At 44.1% G+C, this 20256-nt stretch carries 16 protein-coding genes; 11 read left to right on the top strand and 5 right to left on the bottom strand.

Going from position 1 to position 20256, the window contains the following annotated elements:
- Nucleotides 1–109: 109 nt before the first annotated feature.
- Both AC59IL_RS31945 and AC59IL_RS31940 read left to right on the top strand, forming a co-directional pair.
- Nucleotides 110–976: a hydroxymethylglutaryl-CoA lyase gene (locus AC59IL_RS31945; RefSeq protein WP_496556317.1), complete on the top strand. Its 867-nt coding sequence runs from the start codon at nucleotides 110–112 to the stop codon at nucleotides 974–976.
- 202 nt (nucleotides 977–1178) lie between these two features.
- Nucleotides 1179–2183, top strand: a complete 1005-nt coding sequence (locus AC59IL_RS31940) for a GSCFA domain-containing protein (protein WP_496556316.1) — start codon at nucleotides 1179–1181, stop codon at nucleotides 2181–2183.
- An 86-nt stretch (nucleotides 2184–2269) separates the two neighbouring features.
- Here the strand turns inward: AC59IL_RS31940 and AC59IL_RS31935 are convergent, their stop codons facing one another.
- Nucleotides 2270–3622, bottom strand: a complete 1353-nt coding sequence (locus tag AC59IL_RS31935) for a Gfo/Idh/MocA family protein (RefSeq protein WP_496556315.1) — start codon at nucleotides 3620–3622, stop codon at nucleotides 2270–2272.
- 79 nt (nucleotides 3623–3701) lie between these two features.
- Here AC59IL_RS31935 and AC59IL_RS31930 point away from each other — a divergent pair, with 79 nt between their 5' ends.
- Nucleotides 3702–4394: a uracil-DNA glycosylase family protein gene (locus AC59IL_RS31930; protein WP_496556314.1), complete on the top strand. Its 693-nt coding sequence runs from the start codon at nucleotides 3702–3704 to the stop codon at nucleotides 4392–4394.
- Between the two features lie 109 nt (nucleotides 4395–4503).
- Here AC59IL_RS31930 and AC59IL_RS31925 read toward each other — a convergent pair whose 3' ends face one another.
- Nucleotides 4504–5112, bottom strand: coding sequence for a MiaE family protein (locus AC59IL_RS31925; protein WP_496556313.1), 609 nt, complete (start codon nucleotides 5110–5112; stop codon nucleotides 4504–4506).
- A 227-nt stretch (nucleotides 5113–5339) separates the two neighbouring features.
- Here AC59IL_RS31925 and AC59IL_RS31920 point away from each other — a divergent pair, with 227 nt between their 5' ends.
- Complete coding sequence (locus AC59IL_RS31920; RefSeq protein ID WP_496556312.1) at nucleotides 5340–6443, top strand: aminotransferase class I/II-fold pyridoxal phosphate-dependent enzyme; 1104 nt, start codon at nucleotides 5340–5342, stop codon at nucleotides 6441–6443.
- Nucleotides 6444–6509: 66 nt separating this feature from the next.
- On the opposite strand, the gene AC59IL_RS31915 is transcribed toward AC59IL_RS31920, so the two are convergent.
- Nucleotides 6510–7001 carry a cupin domain-containing protein gene (locus AC59IL_RS31915; protein ID WP_496556311.1) on the bottom strand — a complete coding sequence of 164 codons (492 nt, stop codon included), beginning with the start codon at nucleotides 6999–7001 and terminating at the stop codon, nucleotides 6510–6512.
- A gap of 494 nt (nucleotides 7002–7495) precedes the next feature.
- On the opposite strand from AC59IL_RS31915, the gene AC59IL_RS31910 reads away from it, so the two are divergent.
- The 4 genes from AC59IL_RS31910 (at nucleotide 7496) to AC59IL_RS31895 (ending at nucleotide 13660) form a co-directional block, all read left to right on the top strand.
- On the top strand, nucleotides 7496–9943 hold the full coding sequence (locus tag AC59IL_RS31910) for a penicillin acylase family protein (RefSeq protein WP_496556310.1): 2448 nt from the start codon (nucleotides 7496–7498) through the stop codon (nucleotides 9941–9943).
- Between the two features lie 107 nt (nucleotides 9944–10050).
- A complete protein-coding gene (locus tag AC59IL_RS31905; RefSeq protein ID WP_496556309.1) occupies nucleotides 10051–10419 on the top strand; it encodes a hypothetical protein in 369 nt (122 codons plus the stop codon).
- Between the two features lie 168 nt (nucleotides 10420–10587).
- A complete protein-coding gene (locus AC59IL_RS31900) occupies nucleotides 10588–11049 on the top strand; it encodes an RDD family protein (RefSeq protein WP_496556308.1) in 462 nt (153 codons plus the stop codon).
- A 142-nt stretch (nucleotides 11050–11191) separates the two neighbouring features.
- Nucleotides 11192–13660, top strand: coding sequence for a DUF5686 and carboxypeptidase regulatory-like domain-containing protein (locus AC59IL_RS31895; protein ID WP_496556307.1), 2469 nt, complete (start codon nucleotides 11192–11194; stop codon nucleotides 13658–13660).
- Nucleotides 13661–13795: 135 nt separating this feature from the next.
- Here the strand turns inward: AC59IL_RS31895 and AC59IL_RS31890 are convergent, their stop codons facing one another.
- A complete protein-coding gene (locus AC59IL_RS31890; protein ID WP_496556306.1) occupies nucleotides 13796–14479 on the bottom strand; it encodes a hypothetical protein in 684 nt (227 codons plus the stop codon).
- A 339-nt stretch (nucleotides 14480–14818) separates the two neighbouring features.
- Between AC59IL_RS31890 and trhO the strand changes: the two genes are divergently transcribed.
- Nucleotides 14819–15895 carry an oxygen-dependent tRNA uridine(34) hydroxylase TrhO gene (trhO, locus tag AC59IL_RS31885; protein ID WP_496556305.1) on the top strand — a complete coding sequence of 359 codons (1077 nt, stop codon included), beginning with the start codon at nucleotides 14819–14821 and terminating at the stop codon, nucleotides 15893–15895.
- An 88-nt stretch (nucleotides 15896–15983) separates the two neighbouring features.
- Here the strand turns inward: trhO and AC59IL_RS31880 are convergent, their stop codons facing one another.
- On the bottom strand, nucleotides 15984–17099 hold the full coding sequence (locus AC59IL_RS31880) for a lactonase family protein (protein ID WP_496556304.1): 1116 nt from the start codon (nucleotides 17097–17099) through the stop codon (nucleotides 15984–15986).
- A gap of 214 nt (nucleotides 17100–17313) precedes the next feature.
- Between AC59IL_RS31880 and AC59IL_RS31875 the strand changes: the two genes are divergently transcribed.
- Entirely contained in the window at nucleotides 17314–17652 is a 339-nt protein-coding gene (locus AC59IL_RS31875; protein ID WP_496556303.1) for a YciI family protein, read from the top strand.
- Between the two features lie 281 nt (nucleotides 17653–17933).
- Nucleotides 17934–20207, top strand: a complete 2274-nt coding sequence (locus tag AC59IL_RS31870; protein ID WP_496556302.1) for a heavy metal translocating P-type ATPase — start codon at nucleotides 17934–17936, stop codon at nucleotides 20205–20207.
- The last annotated feature ends 49 nt before the right edge of the window (nucleotides 20208–20256 follow it).

The raw sequence follows: 20256 nt of genomic DNA, 5'->3' as shown, positions 1-20256 counted from the left end.
CAGGCAATGAGCAATTGGCAAAGTGTTTTAGGCTGTTTGTCTGTTGTCTGTTGCTTATTGCCTACTGCCTATTGACTATTGCCTATTTTTGTGCTAAATGTATCCAAACGTGCAAACTCCCAACTCCCCCTTACAACTGGTCGAATGTCCGCGCGATGCCATGCAGGGCTGGCCATCTTTCATTGCTACCGAAAAAAAGATCGCCTACCTCAATGCTTTATTAAAGGTAGGATTCCATACGCTCGATTTTGGCAGCTTTGTATCGCCCAAAGCCATTCCGCAAATGGCCGATACAAAAGAGGTGGTAAAAAGTTTACAGCTAACATCTGCTACAAAACTGTTGGCCATTATAGCCAATGTGCGTGGAGCCGAAGAAGCCGCTGCATTTGATGAAATAACCTACCTCGGATTCCCCTTTTCGGTTTCTGAAACTTTTCAGCTGCGCAATACCAACAGCACCATCGAACAATCACTGCAGCGGGTAGAAGAAATACAACGTATTTGTATCCAAAGAGGCAAACAACTGGTGATCTACATCTCCATGGGTTTTGGCAATCCTTATGGCGATGCGTATTCAGAAGAGATTGTGTTTGATTGGGTTAATAAAATTGCCGGGCTTGGTGTATCCATAATTTCACTGGCCGATACCGTAGGACTGGCTTCGCCCGAACAGGTTTTTTCGGTTACCAGCTATTTGATAAACAAGCTTTCGCAACATACAATCGGCGTTCACCTGCACAGCAATACCCAAAACCGCGAGGCCAAGATAGAAGCCGCATGGCGGGCGGGTTGCCGGCGTTTCGACGGCGCTTTAAAAGGCATTGGCGGTTGCCCCATGGCCAATGATGAACTGGTTGGCAACATCGATACAGAATGGCTCATATCTTATTTGGAACAATATGAAATTTTAGGTGATTTGAATAAAACAGCGCTGGCTAAAAGTAGTAACTTAGCTAACGAAATATTTACCTTATGAAAATCACAATTAGCCGTGCCTCGGTTTTCCCGGTCACGCTAACAAATTGTGGCACGGCTTGCCGCCACGTTATCTCCTGCGCACGGAGCAACCCATCCGATGGGTACGCTCATAAGGTCAATTTCCGCGGGTCACCTATCGGATGGGTATACTGCAACTGCCAACGACCTTATCGTTAATAATAAACCTTACTAAAGTGATTATGGACCTTCAGATTCCGATACATATTTCAACCCTTTCTTCGCCTATTAACTACGAGCATAACATTATGCTCATGGGCTCCTGTTTTACTGAGCATATCGGCGAAAAGCTCGACGAGTTAAAGTTTAGTGTGCTGCAAAATCCCAATGGTATTTTGTTCGACCCGGCGAGTGTGGTGAGCAGTTTGGTTTCGTACATTCAAAATAAACAATACCAGAGCGAAGAGCTTTTTTATTATAATGAAGTATGGCAAAGCTGGCAACATCACAGCCGCTTTTCAAAAACCGATCTGCAGGAATGTTTGCGCGGCATTAACGCTTCGCAACAGGAGGCCCATCATTATCTCAAAACCGCCAACTGGCTTATTATAACCCTCGGCACATCGTTTTCGTACAGGCTTACCGAACAGGCGCCCATTTCGTTCAGGCGGGGCGCTGTACGCGGTGCGGTTGCCAACAATCACCGTACACCGGCAGCTTGGTTCAATAAACACCTGATGACAATTGAAGACACTACTTCGCAGCTTGATAATTGTTTGCATCAGTTGTTTCAGTTCAATCCCGGTTTGAAAGTGATTTTTACGGTTAGTCCGGTAAGGCATATACGCGATGGCGTTATAGATAATAACCGCAGCAAAGCACGGCTGATAGAAGTAGTACATCATCTCGTAAACAAATTCGACAGGTTGTATTATTTTCCTGCCTATGAACTGGTGATAGATGTGTTGCGCGATTACCGTTTTTACGATATCGATATGGTGCATCCCAATTACCAGGCTACGCAGTTTGTATTGGATAAGTTCATGCGCCATTTTGTTGATGAAAAAGCGCAGCAACTGGCCGAGGAAATTAAAAAGATCGTTATCGCCCGTAAACACAAACCTTTTCAGCCATCTACCGAAGCACATAAAAAGTTTTTACAGTCGCACCTCGAAAAGGCCCGGGAATTACAAAGAAAATACCCCTTTTTGAACCTGGATGATGACATACGGTATTTTCTCCAATAAAAAATATCGAATAATGAATGTCCAATGTCGAATGTAGAAGTTGTATTCACTTCATAATTCAAAATTCATTATTCGACATTCGATATTTAATACTCATCATTCAGGGCAAACGTATTCTTCCTATACATCCACTGTCCGCTGGTGAAATCAGGGAAATCCACCGTTTGGTTACCCATCTCAATACTTTGCTCGCTCAGGGGTGTAATGGCGCTCCAGGCGGCTGCATCATATACATCCATCGGTGTGGCGGTTTTGCGTTTTACCGATTCAATAAAGGCGTGCAATACAAAAAAGTCCATACCCCCATGACCGGCGCCTTCGGTGCCGGCGCCCCAGCGTTTCCATAATGGATGATCGTATTTGTCGAGGTATGCTTTGGCATCTTCCCAGGCGTCGTTGGTGGTGCTTACGCCTTCGATATACAGCGAATGATTAACATCCATCCAAATACCTTTGGTACCCTGCACCCTGAAGCCGAGCGAATAGGGGCGTGGTAAATTGGTATCGTGTTGTAATAAAATGGTTTCACCATTGGCGCAACGGATCATGGTGGTAACCACATCGCCTAATTGGAAACTTACTTTCGCATTGGGATGTTGTTCGCCGCCGTTCTTTACAATATATTCATGCAAGCCACGCGATTTGGTGGCAAATGACGAAAGCGATACAAACCGGTTACCCCGGTTGATGTTGATCATTTCGGCTACGGGGCCAATGCCGTGGGTAGGATACAGGTCGCCGTTACGGTGAACGGAATGTTCGGTTCGCCAGCGAGCCTCTGAAAATGCTTTTTCGCCAAACTCAACGCCGCCGCCATAAGCTGTTTGTCCGTTATTGAATTTTACACGCCGCAGATCGTGCTGGTAACCGGCCTGCATGTGTATCAGTTCGCCGAATAAACCCTGCCGAACCATATTCAGTATTGCCATTACATCGCGGCGGTAGCACACATTTTCGAGCATCATTACATGGGCGTTATGGTGTTCTGCCGCTTTTACCACATCCCAGTGGTCCTGCATGGTAATGCCCAGTATCACTTCGGTGCCTACATATTTTATTCCGGCTTCAACACAACCGATGATCATGGGCGCATGCCATTCCCAGGGCGTGGCAATGATCACGGCATCCAGCTCTTTCAGTTCGAGCATCTTTTTCCAGGCATAGGGATCGCCTTTAAATACTTTGGGCATCGGTTTGCCCGATTTTTTAAAAATATCACCGGCCATATCAAGCATACGGTCATCAATATCACAAATGGCAATTACATTTACATCTTTACGCCGAAGCGCATTGTCGAGATGATTTTGCCCGCGTAATCCCACGCCTATAAAGCCCAGTTTAACAACGGGGTCGGCGGCTGCGTATATCCGGGCACCAGGTAAAACGGCATAACCGGCTGTTAACAGCCCGGTATTTTTGACAAATGTTCTTCGGTTCATAAACTTAAATTTGTTTTGAGGTGTGCCACACTTTCAAAGTGTGGCACACCTGAACCACCAAAATACCAAATTTGATGTAATGAAAACCGCTGCGCAAAATCTTACGCAATCGTATGCAATACTAAAATTTTATAAAAGTCTTTCGCCTGATATCAAATTGCCAAAAGATGTAGGCATTATGAACCCTTTTACCGATGCGGGTTCGTGGCAATTGACCGAAACTTTCTATAATAAATTTTATAACGACCATCATCCGCGTGTATTTATATTCGGTATCAATCCCGGCCGTTTTGGCGGCGGTATAACCGGTATTCCGTTTACAGATCCTGTTCGTTTAAAGGAAGTATGTGGTATTGATAACGATCTGCCGAAAAAAGCCGAGTTGTCGTCGTTGTTTGTTTATGCGGTTATTGAAGCGTATGGCGGCGTCAAATCATTTTACCACGATTTTTTCATCACCGCCTTATCGCCTTTGGGATTTACCAAAAACGGCATCAACCTGAATTATTATGATGATAAGGAGTTGCTCAAAAACAGCGAGCCGTTTATCATTCATTGCATTCAACAACAGATTAAAACAATTGCTACCACCACCGATGTGTGTTATTGTTTGGGCGAAGGCACCAACTACAAAATATTTCAGCGGCTGAATGAAAAACATCAGTTCTTTAAAAAGATCATTCCATTGCCGCATCCACGTTGGATTATGCAATATCGCAGAAAGAAGCTGGATGAGTATGTGAAGCTGTATGTTGAAAAACTTAACGCTTAACGCTTAATGCTGAACGCGTAACGCGTAACACTTAACGCAGGTTCCAGGCGTTATGCCTGCTGCATTTTGCGTTAAGCCTTTAGCGTTTTGCGTTCGGCGTTCAGCATTTTTAATGCATTCTATCACCTCGTATTTCTAACTTTTTCATGATTTCCGCTTCATATGTGAGCCACTGCTGCCAGCGTTTGCGTACAGTGGATTTTTCCATATACGTTTCGGCCAGTTCAATAAACAGGTGGTAGTGGCCTGCTTCGCTTTCCATAAAACGGCGGTAAAAATTACGCAGGTATTCATCGTCGAGCCCTTCGCTCAGGCGTTTAAAGCGTTCGCAGCTGCGGGCTTCAATAAGGGCGCATATGAGTAATTTATCGAGCAACCGTTGTTCTTCACTGCCGCCTTTGGTTTCGAAGGCAAGCAACAGGTTCACGTATTCATCTTTGCGTTGCTTTCCCAGTTTCAGGTTGCGTTTTTGTAATTCGGCCAGCACCAGGCGAAAATGGCCCCATTCTTCTGTAACAATGGGCGACAGCTCGTTCACCAGCTTTTCTTTATCGCTGTAACGCTGTATCAGTGAAATGCAGCTGGTAGCCGCTTTCTGCTCGCAATAAGCATGATCGGTGAGAATATGTTCCAGTGACATTTCGGCCAGGTTCACCCAGCGCGGATCGGTGGGCAGGTGCAACCCTAATATATTTTTGGTGTCGTTTGCAGTGCTCATAAAGGTGCATAAAGGTACTTTATAAGTCCGAAAGACCGAAAGACCGGAAGTCGGAATGGAAGACCGAAAGTCCGAAAGTCCGAAAGACCGAAAGACCGGAAGTCCGGAAGAAATACGATCTAAGGTCAAGTCTTTCGAACTTTCCTCCCGATAGCTATCGGGACCGACTTTCGGACTATTTATCTATCTTTCGGACTTTACTGACTTTCCGACTTCCGGACTAATATATGAATGACGATTTTTTATTAAAGAAGCTGAACGAACGAAAGCTGCAAAATGCATTTCGTCAGTTGAGGTTGCCCGAAGGCAAAACAGATTTTTGCTCAAACGACTACCTGGGCATTGTACACAACCGGCTGATCGAAAAAAAACTGGCATCGCAACCGCATGAAACGTATACACATGGTGCTACAGGATCGCGGTTGCTGGCAGGCAATTACCCGCTGATAGAAGCAACCGAAAAAATGATGGCCGCTTTTCATGAAGCAGCCGCCGGACTTATATACAATTCGGGATATGATGCCAATCTGGGTTTATTAAGTTGTGTGCCGCAGCGCGGTGATACAATTATATATGATTATCTCAGTCATGCTTCGCTGCGTGATGGCATCAGGTTAAGCTTTGCACAATCGTTTTCATTTAAACATAATGATCTTGCCGACCTCGAAAAAAGATTGCAGGCGGCAACGGGTACCATATTCGTGGTTACCGAATCGGTTTTTTCGATGGATGGCGATATGGCGCCGTTGCAAGCCATCAGTACATTATGCGACCAGTACGGTGCGCATCTGATCGTTGATGAAGCGCATGCAACCGGTGTAGTAGGAGAGCAGGGACAGGGGCTGGTGCAGCATTTACAACTGCAGGCAAAATGTTTTGCCCGTATTCATACATTCGGAAAAGCCGTAGGCTGTCATGGCGCTATTGTGCTGGGCAGCGCCTTATTAAGAGATTACCTCATTAATTTTTCGCGTTCTTTTATTTACAGCACTGCATTGCCCGAAGACAGTGTTGCAGCCATGCGCAGTGCCTATGAATTGTTTCCCGGTATGCATACCGAACGCAGCCATTTGCAGCAGCTGATCAGCTTTTTTCAGCAGGCAGAGGGCGTTTATGAAAAGTTACCTTCGGTTACGCCTATACAAATAGTTATCATTCCCGGTAACGACGAGGTTAAACAGGTAGCCGCCACACTACAGGCCGGTGGCCTTGATGTACGTGCTATTTTATATCCTACGGTTCCGGCCGGAAAGGAGCGGTTGCGGATTGTGTTGCATGCGTTTAACAGTATGGATGAGCTGCAACGGGTGGTAAAGGTGTTAAAAAGGTGAAGATATTATTTACGGTTACCTGATACCGGTACCAGGTGACAGGCAACCGGTATCCGGTACCTGGCATCAGCTTTTCTTCTTTCCCTGCTCTTCGGATAAATAGTAGGTTTCATTAGGGCCAATACCTGCTACCTGCATAGTACATTGCTGAGTAAACCATTCATAATGCGGCTGGTCGGCCTTGATAATGACAAAGCTTCCGGGGCCATAGGCTTTTGTTGCTACGGTAGTATCGAATGTTTTTTCCATTACAATATGGGCGGCGCCACTGATAATGGTAACGTATAGATCAGAATTATGTACGTGCGGCATTCCTTTATAACCCGGAGGAAAAATATAGCGTTCAATAAAAAATCCGGGTTGATTGCGCAGACCGGCCAGGTAAATGTTTCGTCTGCCACTGGGAAGTAAGGTGTCTTTTACGGGCGGGAGTATCATATCGGCTTTTTCGCCGGCCACCATCGGAGGCTGATTTGCAAGGTTCTGTACCGGATGATTGGTGCAGGACAGCCATGGAACCAGTAGCATTGCCATGGCATATTGGGCTGTCTTTTTCATAGCAAACAATATTTAGGTGACGAATAAAGAAAAGAACTGATAGGTAAGTTACTAAATTTTAATCAGTTTATGGTTTGTGGTTTGGAGTTTGTGCAAACAAAAAATCCCGCCAGTGAAGGCGGGATTGGTACCACGGACTGTAACCTCTAAGGTTGTTGAACTAAACGATTGCTGATGACTACTGAACTGTGAAACGAGATTATGTATGATATTTATACAAATAGCGCTATTAATAACAACCCGGCAAATAATATAGCCAGTATCCACTTTTGTCTCTGATAAATCCGGGCTTCCATATCTTTCTGTTTTCAGGTATTTATTGCCTGTATTGCCTTACAAAATTCAGCATTAGTTGTATATGAGGCAATACAACTTTGTGGTAATTCTAACCTCACCCCATTCCCCTCTCCTCAAGGAGAGGGGAATGGGGTGAGGTTTTTAAAAAAAATATCCTACTTTTAAAAATACTCTAACCCCGATGTGAATATAGCCATATGCGCATTATCCCATTAATCGTAACCGCCGTTGTTACTTTAACCCTGATCATTGTATTAAGCATTCCTTTAGGAAGTTTGCCGCCATTGGGGCGCTTTCTCAGCCCGCAGCACGGCTTCTGGCAAAATGCTGAGCCGGTTGATGGCCAGCCCGATCTTGATCTGAACTTTCCGCAACTAAAAGATAAAGTACAGGTATATTTTGATGACAGAATGGTGCCGCATGTATTTGCGCAAAACGACGACGACCTGTATTTTGTTCAGGGATATTTACATGCAAAGTTCCGCCTGTGGCAAATGGAATTTCAAACCTATGCTGCAGCAGGCCGGTTATCAGAAATACTGGGTTCGGGGCCAAACGGTGCCTATTTGAATTACGACCGTAATATGCGGCGCGTAGGCATGGTATATGGCGCCCGCCGTTCCCTCGATTTCATGGAAAGCGATACAGCTACCCACAATATGCTCAATGCCTATACAGCAGGTGTAAACGCTTATATCGATCATTTGCCGGCCAACGAACTGCCGCTTGAATACCGCCTGCTGAATTATGTGCCCGAACACTGGAACAACCTTAAAACGGCGCTGTTCCTGAAATACATGAGCTACGATTTAACCGGAGCCGAAAATGATATCGAATATACCAATGTACGCAATGTGCTAAGTAAGCAGGATTTTGAGGAACTGTATCCCATTATGCAGGATTCGCTCGATCCCATTGTGCCCAAAGGCACCACTTTTTATAAACAACCGGCGGCACGCCCAAAGATGCCGGTGAACTCCGACTCTATTTATTTTTTATGGAACACGTTTGCCAATATATTTCCCATAGATAAACCCGATAAAGACAATGGCAGCAATAACTGGGCGGTTGATAGTTCAAAAACAAAAAGCGGCCGGCCTATTTTGTGTAACGATCCGCACCTCGGGCTGAACCTGCCATCGCTTTGGTTCGAAATGCAGTTGCACACGCCGAAGTACAATGTATACGGTGTTACGTTTCCCGGCGCACCGTCAGTGGTAATCGGGTTTAACGACAGCTGCGCCTGGGGTGTTACCAATGCAGGCCGCGATGTGAAAGATTATTTTAACATCCAGTTTCGCGACGAAAGCAAAAAAGAATACCGGTTCAACGGCGAATGGAGAAAAAGCGAATTGCATATCGATACGTTTAAAATAAAAGGGAAAGAACTTTTTTATGATACCGTAGCCTATACCATTTTTGGCCCCGTTCAATACGATGGCTCCTTTACCGGAAACAGCCGCACCGAATATGGAAACTTTGCTGTTCGGTGGAGAGCGCACGACCCATCGAATGAATTGAAAACATTCTACCTGCTCAACCGCATGACCAATTACAGCGATTACCTGCAGGCCATCAGGAATTATTCATGCCCCGGCCAAAATTTTGTATTTGCTTCTAAAAAAGGCGATATAGCCCTCTGGCAGCAGGGAAAATTCCCCGCCAAATGGAGGCGCCAGGGCGATTTTATAATGCCGGGAACCGATACCACCTATTTATGGCAGGGATCTATTGCGGCCGAAAACAATCCGCATGTTGATTCGGTTAAACCCGACCGTGGATTTGTAAGCAGCGCCAACCAGATGCCCACCGATACCACTTATCCCTGGTACCTGGGTGGCAGTTATCCGCTGTACCGCGGCATTATCATCAACCGGTACCTGCGGCAGATGAATAATATCACCATCGACGACATGAAAAAAATGCAAACCGACAACTACAATGTATTTGCCGAAACAGCCTTGCCGGTATTGCTGCAGAATATTGACGTGAGTACTTTAAGCAACGACGAAAAAAAATATTTAGACATAGTTCGAAACTGGAAGTTCAACAGCGATCCTGCCGAAAAAGCACCAACCATTTTTCAGATGTGGTTCGATATGCTTCAAAACGAAGTATGGAACGATGATTTTGATGTGGCCCATAAACCGGTGGCTATACCCGAAGAAGCCACGCTGGTGAAATGCCTGAGAAACCCCAACTTTAAATTTGCCGATAATATCAGCACCACACAGGTTGAAACCGTACAGGATGTGGTAACGGCTTCCTTTAAAAAAGCAGTGCCCCAGATGGCAATGGCCGATGGAGAAGGAACGCTTGAATGGGGCAAATACAAAGATACCGGCATACGCCATTTGCTTCGGCTGGCGCCTTTGAGCCGCTTTCACATAAACATCGGAGGCGGCGCCAATATCATTAATGCCACCAAACAATTTCACGGACCCAGCTGGCGCATGATCGTTGAATTAACCGATAAAACCGAAGCCTGGGGCGTGTATCCCGGCGGACAAAGCGGCAACCCTGGTAGTAAGTATTATGATAATTTTATTAACCAGTGGGCAGGTGGCAAATACAACCGGTTATGGGTGATGACCGATGCCGACAAAAACGACAAACGGATCAAATTCAAAATGAACTTTAATTAATGTGCAAATGTGCCAATTAGCTGATGTGCTAATGAACATTTAAGACAGCACATTCTGCTTTTACATTAGCAAATTAGCACATTAGCAAATTATCACATTAGCAAATTATGAAGATCGCAGTAACCATACTTTTAACCATCATATTAAGTTTTGCAGCCGGATTATATTTACCCTGGCAAAGCCTGGCGCTGGTTTCGTTTGGGATGGCCATATTTATGCATCAAAAACCCGGCATGGCTTATTTAACCGGTTTTGTAAGCATGTTTCTCTTCTGGGCTTTACTGGCCTGGTGGATAGATGCTCAAAATGACCACATTTTATCGGCCCGTATGGCCACGCTGTTCCCGCTGGGCGGTTCTTCATTACTGTTAATTCTTGTTACAGGACTGGTAGCTGGTATCATTGGTGGTTGTGCTGCATTGACCGGAAGCTATCTGCGAAAATACCTGCAATTGTACAAAGCAATAAACAAATAGCAGTAGAAGGTAAAATGTTACCGGGTACCTGTTACCTGTTTTCCCGGAATACACACCACCGGCAACCGGCAACCGGTGACTGGTAACTGGTAACTGGTAACCAGCAACCAGCAACCCGATATCTTTTGCTTTGTATTTTGTATATTTATTCATAATCTAAGTACCCTTATGGAAGATTTACTGACCGACCTGCTGGCAACTCCCGTGCCGGCATCCAAAACCAAACGCTGGCTGGCGTGTATTATCGACTACATTATTTTTATTGTAGTGTTTGGCATTATTACTTTCTGTTTTGGTAAACCCGTGATTGATGAAGATGGCGACCACGTTTCGCAACTGACCGGAGCACCTGCATTTTTTGCGGTGGTGTTACCCTGGTTTTTATTGCTGCCGGTTATTGAATTTTATAATAAAGGACAAACCATTGGCAAAGCCATCTTTCGCCTGAGAACAGTTAATGAAGATGGGTCGCCATTAACCTTTGGCAAAGCGGTGCTAAGGCACTTATTCGATTTCATAGATTATCTGCCTTTTTTGGGTGTTACCGGAATAGTAGTTGCTTCTAACAATAAAAACAAACAGCGTATAGGCGATTTGGTTGCCAAAACTGTTGTTACAGAAGTAAAATAAGCTTCAATCGATTTATTTAATAAGATGGTCGATTGCACACCTCATATTTAGGGGAGGTATATTCTTTTCGCTGAACTTTTTTAACTATTTAAATTACTGCTGCTCAACATTTGGCCTTATTTTCGCCGTTCCCCGTCGCAGTATGAGAATATTGATATTTTTTACTCTTTTTATTATAATAAACTACTCAACAGCATTTGCTGCGCGTATCAGCGGAAAGATAACAGACGAAAAAGGACAAATACTGGCATATGCATCCATTCTCATAAAAGGCACTACCCGGGGCACTACGGCCAATAAAGAAGGCAATTATTTTTTAGAAGTGAATGCCGGTGCCTACACAATTGTTGCCCAGTTTGTAGGGTACAGCCGGCAGGAAAAAGCCATTACCGTTGAGAATGCGGATGTGACCCTCGACTTTCAGCTTTCATTACAACAACTGAGTTTAAAGGAAGTGGTGGTAAGGCCGGGTGGGGAAGACCCCGCCTATGACATCATTCGTAATGCCATTAAAAAAAGACCATTCTACCTGAACAAGCCCGAAAAATTTCAGTGCGAAGTATATATCAAAGGCCAGTTTCAGCTGCGCGACTATCCCAAAAAGTTCATGGGCGAAAAGGTAGATTTTGAAGATGGCGATACCAGCAAAAAGAAAATGCTTTTTTTGTCGGAAACCATTGCCCGCTACTCCGTTGAAATTCCCAATAAAAACAAGATAGAAGTGCTTTCAACCAAAGTCAGCGGTAACAGCGATGGTTTTGGATTAAGCACTCCCAATATAGTTTCGTTTTACGAAAACAACATTCAGATCGGCCGTAACCTGAACCCGCGCGGATTTATATCGCCCATTGCCCATAATGCATTGAATTTTTACAGGTACCATTACGAAGGAAGTTTTATTGAAGACGGACGCGAGATCAATCGTATAAAAGTTATTCCCAAACGACGGTACGAGCCCTTATTCAGCGGTTATATAAACATTACCGAAGGCGACTGGCGCATACACAGTTTGCAGTTGCAGCTTACCAAAACCTCGCAAATGGAGCTGATCGACTCGCTGACCATTGAACAATTATATGTGCCCTGGAATAATGATTTATGGGTAATAAAAACACAGGTAGTGTATCCTGCAGTTAAATTACTGGGCTTTGATGCGTACGGAAGTTTTGTAAACGTGTATTCACAGTTCAATGTAGATCCCCTGTTTGGCAAAAAGTTTTTTAACAACACCTGGCTGAAGGTGTACCAGGGTTCCAATAAAAAGCCGGCCGATTACTGGGATTCTGTTCGACCCGTTCCGTTGCAGGCCGAAGAAATAGCCGATTATCGAAAAAAAGACAGTCTGGAAAAAGTGCGTAAAGACCCGCATTATCTCGATTCGCTCGACCGGCGTCGTAATAAACCTAACTTTTGGGGAATAGCTGTATTTGGACAAAACTTCTATCGTGAAAAAAGACGGGAAACGTTTTATATCAATCCGCTTATTCAAACCATTGCTTATAATACGGTGGAAGGATGGTTGGGCAATTTTGGCGCCCGTTTTGTAAAGCGGCTCGATACCATACCTACCTCACGGCGTGCTATAATCATTGAACCGATGGCGCGATACGGGCTCAGCAATCATCATTTTAATTCGGGCGCTACGCTTACCTACACGCATGGTCATAAATACTTTTCTTCTTTTTCCATAGCGGGCGGTAAATGGGTATACCAGATCAATAATGCCAATCCCATTGGCCAGTTGAGTAATACCATTCGCAGCTGGTTGTTCGAACGTAACTATGCCAAATTTTATGAGGCATGGTTCGCAACAATGAACTTTTCGAAAGAGGTGGGCAGTGGTTTACGGTTTTTTGGCGAATTGAAATACGAAGACCGTATACCGCTTGAAAATACAACCTCATATTCGATCCGCGACAGAAAGGATGTTGAGTTCACACCGAACTATCCGATTGAACTGATGGCGGAAAATTTTCACCGGCACCAGGCTTTTATCGGCAATATCGGATTCAGCTGGCGGCCCGGCACAAAGTATATCGAATTTCCCGACAGGATCGTTAATACGGGTTCCCGCTTTCCTACATTAACTTTCACATACTGGCAGGGTTTTCATAATGTGCTGGGAAGCGATATCAATTATTCAAAATGGCGTGTAGAGGTGAACGATAACCTGAATTTAAAACTGGGTGGAAATTTCAAATACCGGCTGGCCATCGGCGGGTTTTTAAAACGCGACAGTGTTGAAGTGATAGACTATACGCATTTTAACGGCAACCAGATCCTTGCATCAGTTGAATACCTCAACGGCTTTCAGTTATTATCATACTATAAATACAGTAACAAAAACCGCGGGTACCTCGAAGGGCACATCGAACATCATTTCAATGGGTTGCTTACCAACAAAATTCCATTGATCCGCAACCTGAACTGCTATCTTGTAATGGGCTCCAATGCGTTTTATGCCGATAAAGACCGCCAGTATGTAGAAGTGTTCGCCGGCCTTGAAAACCTGCTTAAAATAGCCCGTATCGACTGGGTGTGGGGCTTCGACAAGGGGCGCCATGGTTTAACGGGGGTACGGCTGGGTATCAGAGGGTTTGGGAAATTATAATATCGAATATCGAACGCTGAACGCTGAACGCCGAACGCCGAATGCCGAACGCTGAACGCTGAAGTTGATTTCACTTCGAAATTCAATATTCATAATTCAATATTCGATATTCGATATTCGTATTTACGCAGCCACTCACTTCTTCTTCAAAATAGTAACCACCTCCTGCACCAGCAATGTGTCTTTTTCCGCTAAACTGGTATATCCATTTCCATTTAATGAATTATTATAGATCTGAATGGTTGGATTCCAGTTGGGCGGAAATAGCAGCGAGTTGATAAACGGCACTTTCAGGCCCTCAGGTGTTCGCCTCATATAATACAAAGGTTTAAAGCGGCGTTTGGGATACAGATCGCCGGTCAATGTTTCGTATAGGGGCTGATAATCAGAAAAAGTATTTCGCACCTGCATCAGGTACTGTTGATTGTTGTAATCGCTATTGGTGTACATCGAGAAAGTATCTTTTGGGATCAGGTACCGGTCGTTGCCCCATTCAAATAAACTACAATTAACAAAACCGCCCGTCATAAATCGCACGGAATCCTGTTTGAAAAGCTCAACATAGCAGTAAAAATCCCATTGCGGCGTTTGTGTGGTGTTAAAATAAAGTAGTTTACCGGCATCGCGCCGTTCAATAAAACCGCCGATGGTTTTCTCATCTTTTACTTCTCCGTTTTTGGTAAATAGCCGCACAGTGCCCGGCCGTGATTCTGAATAGTCATACCGGGCAGGATAAGTTTCTGTGTCGTATTTGTGGGTGTTTTTATTGCAGGCCGAAAAGGCCAGCATAGCCAGCAGGGGTAAATAAATTCTTTTCATCGATAATGGTAGGTTTTTGGTCGTAATAACCGGGCTCAATATACGAAAGAAGGTTTAAGGTATAAAGTTTAAGGTTTAAGGTGCGTTGAAAATTATAAAGGCCTGTTATTTGTAACACGCTGATATTCTGAAAAAGGGAATTATATGTTTTTTTATCAGGAGGGGTATAAATTAACAGATAAAAATATACTTATCCTTTCCAAACCGCGGTATCCAACCACAAACTACAAACCCCGTCCGACCGGGTCATCCGGGCGGGCATAAACCACAAACTTTTTGCCTATCTTTGCGGCGTTTAAAATTTTTGACTGCCCTGCAAGCAGTCGCAAAAATTAATATATGGCTATTTTACACAACCGCGTCTCCCAGAAGGAGTTGAAAGAACGTTTGTACCAGGAAACCGAACCGCGTACCACCATTTCGTTTTACCAGTATTTCCCCATTGCCGATCCTGAGCAATTCCGCAACGAGCTGTACAAAAATTTAGAGGCACTGAAAGTATTTGGTCGCATTTACGTGGCCCATGAAGGAATCAATGCTCAAATCAGCGTGCCGCAAAGTAATGTAGAGGCATTCAGAAATTACCTGTATTCCATAGAACCACTTAACGAGCTGCGACTGAATATTGCGGTAGATGATGACGGCAAATCGTTTTGGGTGCTGAAGGTAAAAGTGCGTGAAAAAATAGTTGCCGATGGCATTACCGATTCTACCTTTAACATGAATCAAAAGGGTAAATATGTAAATGCCCGGCAAATGAATGTGCTGATGAAAGACCCCGAAACGATTGTGGTCGACATGCGCAATCATTACGAGTATGAAGTAGGTCATTTTGAAAAAGCCATTGAAGTGCCCAGCGATACTTTCAGAGATCAATTGCCGATGGCGGTTGATATGCTGAAAGATCAAAAAGATAAAAATATTATCATGTATTGCACGGGTGGCATTCGTTGTGAAAAAGCCAGCGCCTACATGCTGCATCACGGGTTTCAGAACGTGTTTCACCTCGAAGGCGGCATCATCAACTATGCACAGCAGATAAAAGACAAAGGGCTCGACAGCAAATTCATTGGTAAAAATTTCGTGTTCGACAACAGGCTGGGAGAGCGCATCACGCCTGATATTATTGCCAGATGCCACCAGTGCGGCCATGCGGCCGATACGCATGTTAACTGCGCCAATGATGGTTGCCATCTGTTATTCATACAATGCGAAAACTGCCGGCAGCAATATGAAGGTTGCTGCAGCAAAGAATGCCAGGATACCATTCATTTACCCGACGAAAGAAGAAAGGAACTGCGCAAAGGCATCGATAAAGGCAGAAATATTTTTAATAAATCGCGCGTGCGTTTGAGGCCGAAATTGAATGAGGGTAAGTTCAATGATAAGGAAGGGAGTGAGAAGCAGGATATATGATGTAAGAAGTATGAAGTATGCAATTAGAGGAAGAAGCGGGAAGTATGAATCGCAGGTTCTTCTGACTTCCGACCTCAGACTTCCGACTTCACTTCACAGAAATCCACTTTAGGCAAACCGGATTACCCACCTGAATCTGCTTCCCCGTATCAGTTAATAAACCTGTTTTTTTATCGCGTTTAAAGATCACCACATTGTCGGTTTCCTGATTGGCAACCAGTAAAAAATTGCCCGACGGATCGATGGAGAAATTACGTGGCACATCGCCTTTTGTAGGTGTAAAACCTATTGGTGTAACTTTTCCGTTTTTATTATTGATCTTAAAAACAGCAATGGTATTGGATGGCGTTCGGTTAGAGGCATACAGGAATTTGCCATCGGGCGAAATATGTATATCGGCTGCCCACTTTTTACCTGTAAAACCGGCTGGTAAAGAAGATGCACGTTGTATCAGCGTTAACTTTCCATCGTTGTATTTATAAGCAGCTACTTCGCCGCCCATTTCCTCAATCAGATAAGCAAACCTACCATTGGGATGAAATGTAAAATGGCGGGGGCCGGTACCGGGTGGTGTGGCGGCAAAAGGCGTTGGCGCAGGTTCTGGTTTTCCGCTTCCTGCATTAAAAGAATAGATCATCACTTTATCGAGCCCTAAATCGGGCACAAAAATATATTTGTCATCAGGCGAAAACACGGTTGAATGCACATGCGGTTTATCCTGCCGCTCTTTGTTTACACTGCTGCCGGTATGCTGAATGGTATTGGGAACGCCTAACGTGCCATTGGCCATTACGGGCAATGTAGAAAAACTACCCCCTGAATAGTTGGCAGCTGCTACCCACTTACCGGTTTTGTTAACGGCTACGTAACAGGGGTGATCGCCTCCGCTGGTTTGTTTATCGATGTATTGAAGGATGCCATTGCTTTTATTAAATGAAAAAGCCGATACGCTGCCTTTATCGTCACCGCCTTCATTTACCGCGTATACAAATTTTTCATCGGGCGAAATATCGAGATACGAAGGATTTGAAGCGGCGACTTTGCTTACCATATTTATCTCACCGGTTTCGGTATTCATTTTATACACATAAATACCTTCGCTTTTACCTTTTGTGTAGGTGCCTATCAGCAAATAATATTCAGTTTGCGCGTAACTCATAACGGGAAATACAAGCAATAAAATTTTATACCATATCTTTTTCATAAAGGGAAGATAGGAAAAAAGGTACAAGTTTCAAGATGCAAGGCTCAAGGCTTGCGGTTCAGTATGTATTATCAAATCACTCCTGTTCAAATTTCAACCACTTGTACCTTATGCCTTGTTTCTTGTGCCTTCTTATGTTGTATCTTGTGCCTTCTTTACTGCATCTTCATCCTAAAGAATCGACCGGTATTGAGTTATCAAAATGCATTAGCTAATGAAGAACTTTATTGTCATTTTTCGCGAACCCGACGGAAGAACGCATCAGCACACACCAGAAGAAATTCAGCAACACCAGCAAAACTGGAAAGCCTGGTTTGAGAAATGGGGAAAAGAAGGCAAACTCAACGGCGGCAGCGGCTTAACATTGAATGGAAAAATATTAAAAGGTAATCCCATACAGGTTTCAGATGATATTCACAAAGTGGGTACCGAAATAGTGGGTGGATTCCTGTTATTAAAAGCAAGTGATATATCCGAAGCATCCGATATCATGCAATCATGCCCCATATTTGAATTTGATGGGTATGCCGAAATAAGAGAAATGCAGAATTAATTATAACATTAATTAAGCTATGGGGCCTCGCGCAAACAGCGGGGCCGAAACGGATATATTGAACAGCCCGCCGGCTGGCGGGTTAAATAACCTCGCGCGCTATTCACACATTGCGCAAACATACATACAGCCCCAAAACGTTCATCCCGCCATAATTATATAACGTTCCTGCATAATTATATAACAAATAAATCTGCTGCCTGAATTATATACAATTAACCCCGAATAGTGTAACAATGAGGCGGCCGCTACCTGTGAAATTTGTGTGAAATCTTACAACTATGATATCCGTTACTGCAGATCGTTCGAAAACTGTTACAACAAAACAAAGCAGAACAAATATTATAAAAGAAACATTTCCGGTATTGGAAATGACCTGTGCTGCCTGTGCGGTAAGCGTTGAATCGATGCTTCGATCGGTGCCGGGCGTTAGCAGTGCAGGGGTGAACTTTGCCAGTCAAACCGCCTGGGCCGAATACGATCAAACCCTGGTTACGCCCGAAATGCTGCAAAGCACTATTCGTTCCATAGGTTACGATCTGGTTATTACAAAAGAAAATCAGGACGAAGTAAAAGAAGCTGCCCGCCAAAAGCACTATCACAACCTGGTTCAAAGAACCATTTGGTCGTCGTTATTGTCGCTTCCCATTGTTATTATAGGAATGTTTCTTATGAATATGCCCCATGCCAATTACATCATGATGGCGCTGGCAACACCGGTAGTGTTTTATTTTGGCCGAAGTTTTTTTGTGAATGCATTTAAACAGGCAAAGCATAAAAAAGCCAATATGGATACCCTGGTTGCATTGAGCACCGGTATTGCCTGGCTGTTTAGTGCATTTAACACCATTTATCCCGGGTTCTGGCACCAGCGTGGCCTGCATGCACATGTATATTTCGAAGCGGCCGCTGTGGTCATTGCATTTATATCACTTGGAAAATTGCTCGAGGAAAAAGCAAAATCAAATACTTCATCGGCCATTAAAAAGCTAATGGGGCTGCAACCAAAAACCGTATGGCTGGTTTATGAAAATGGCAGTACGCGTGAAATTGCCATTGCAGCAGTAAAAGCAAATGATGTGCTACTGGTAAAGCCCGGCGAAAAAATACCAGTCGACGGCACTGTAGTATATGGCGAATCGTATGTTGACGAAAGCATGATCACGGGTGAACCGGTACCTGTTTTAAAGAAAAACGGTGAGTCGGTTTTTGCTGGTACTATTAACCAGAAGGGCAGCTTTCATTTCAGGGCCGATAAAGTAGGTGCTGATACGTTGCTGGCACAGATCATTAAAATGGTGCAGGAAGCGCAGGGCAGTAAGGCGCCCGTGCAAAAACTGGTTGATAAAATTGCCGGCATTTTTGTTCCGGTGGTGATTGGTATTGCCTTGCTAACATTCATCATGTGGATGATTTCAGGTGCTGATAATGCGTTTACCCACGCCTTGCTTACATCGGTTACGGTGCTGGTAATAGCCTGTCCATGTGCGCTGGGCCTGGCTACGCCTACAGCTATTATGGTTGGGGTAGGAAAGGGCGCTGAAAATAATATTCTTATAAAAGATGCAGAAAGTCTTGAACTGGCACATAAGGTGAATGCCATCATATTAGATAAAACAGGTACCATAACAGAAGGCAAACCGGTTGTAACCGATATAGTTTGGAATGTGAAAGAAGAGGAGCAACCCTTATTAAAGGCAATTTTATATGCGCTCGAACAGCAATCAGAACATCCGCTGGCCGCAGCGATAGTGAATCATCTGAACAACAGGGGTGCTGCAAACCTGAGTCTGCAGTCGTTTGAAAGCATTACCGGTAAAGGTGTGAAAGGAATGTTTAACGGCAGCCTTTTTTGGGTAGGCAATAAAACTTTAATGGATGAAAACAATGTCAACATCAACAGACAATTAGCTGCAAAAGCGTCGTTGTTGCAGGAAGATGCAAAAACAGTGATCTGGTTTGCAGCAGGCAACAGTGTACTGGCCATTATTGCCATTGCCGATAAAATAAAAGAAACATCCCGTACAGCCATTGAAACCCTGCAGCGAAACGGCATTGAGGTATACATGCTTACGGGCGACAATAAACATACCGCTGCCGCTGTAGCGCGAAAAGTTGGTATAAAAAACTATAAGGCCGAAGTAATGCCATCGTACAAAGCTGCTTTTGCCAAACAATTACAACAAGCCGGCAAAGTGGTTGCCATGGTAGGAGATGGCATCAACGATTCACAGGCGCTTGCACAGGCCGATGTAAGTATTGCCATGGGTAAAGGATCGGATATTGCTATGGATGTGGCTAAAATGACGCTCATAACTTCTGATTTAAACAGCATACCAAAAGCATTAAAGCTTTCGCAGAAAACAGTAAGAGCCATTCGTCAGAATCTTTTCTGGGCCTTTATTTATAATGTTATTGGTATTCCCATTGCGGCAGGTATTTTATACCCTGTAAACGGCTTTTTGTTAGATCCTATGATCGCAGGTGCGGCTATGGCTTTGAGTTCGGTTTCGGTGGTGAGTAATAGCTTGCGGTTAAAGGTGGCAAAATTGTAATGAACAATGTAATCATTTTAAGTGTATTATTACCGCTTGTAAAGAACGG

Source organism: Niastella sp. sgz303648 (assembly GCF_059587045.1).
The sequence above is the reverse complement of the archived record's forward strand: the minus strand, read 5'-3'. Positions and strand labels throughout refer to the sequence as shown.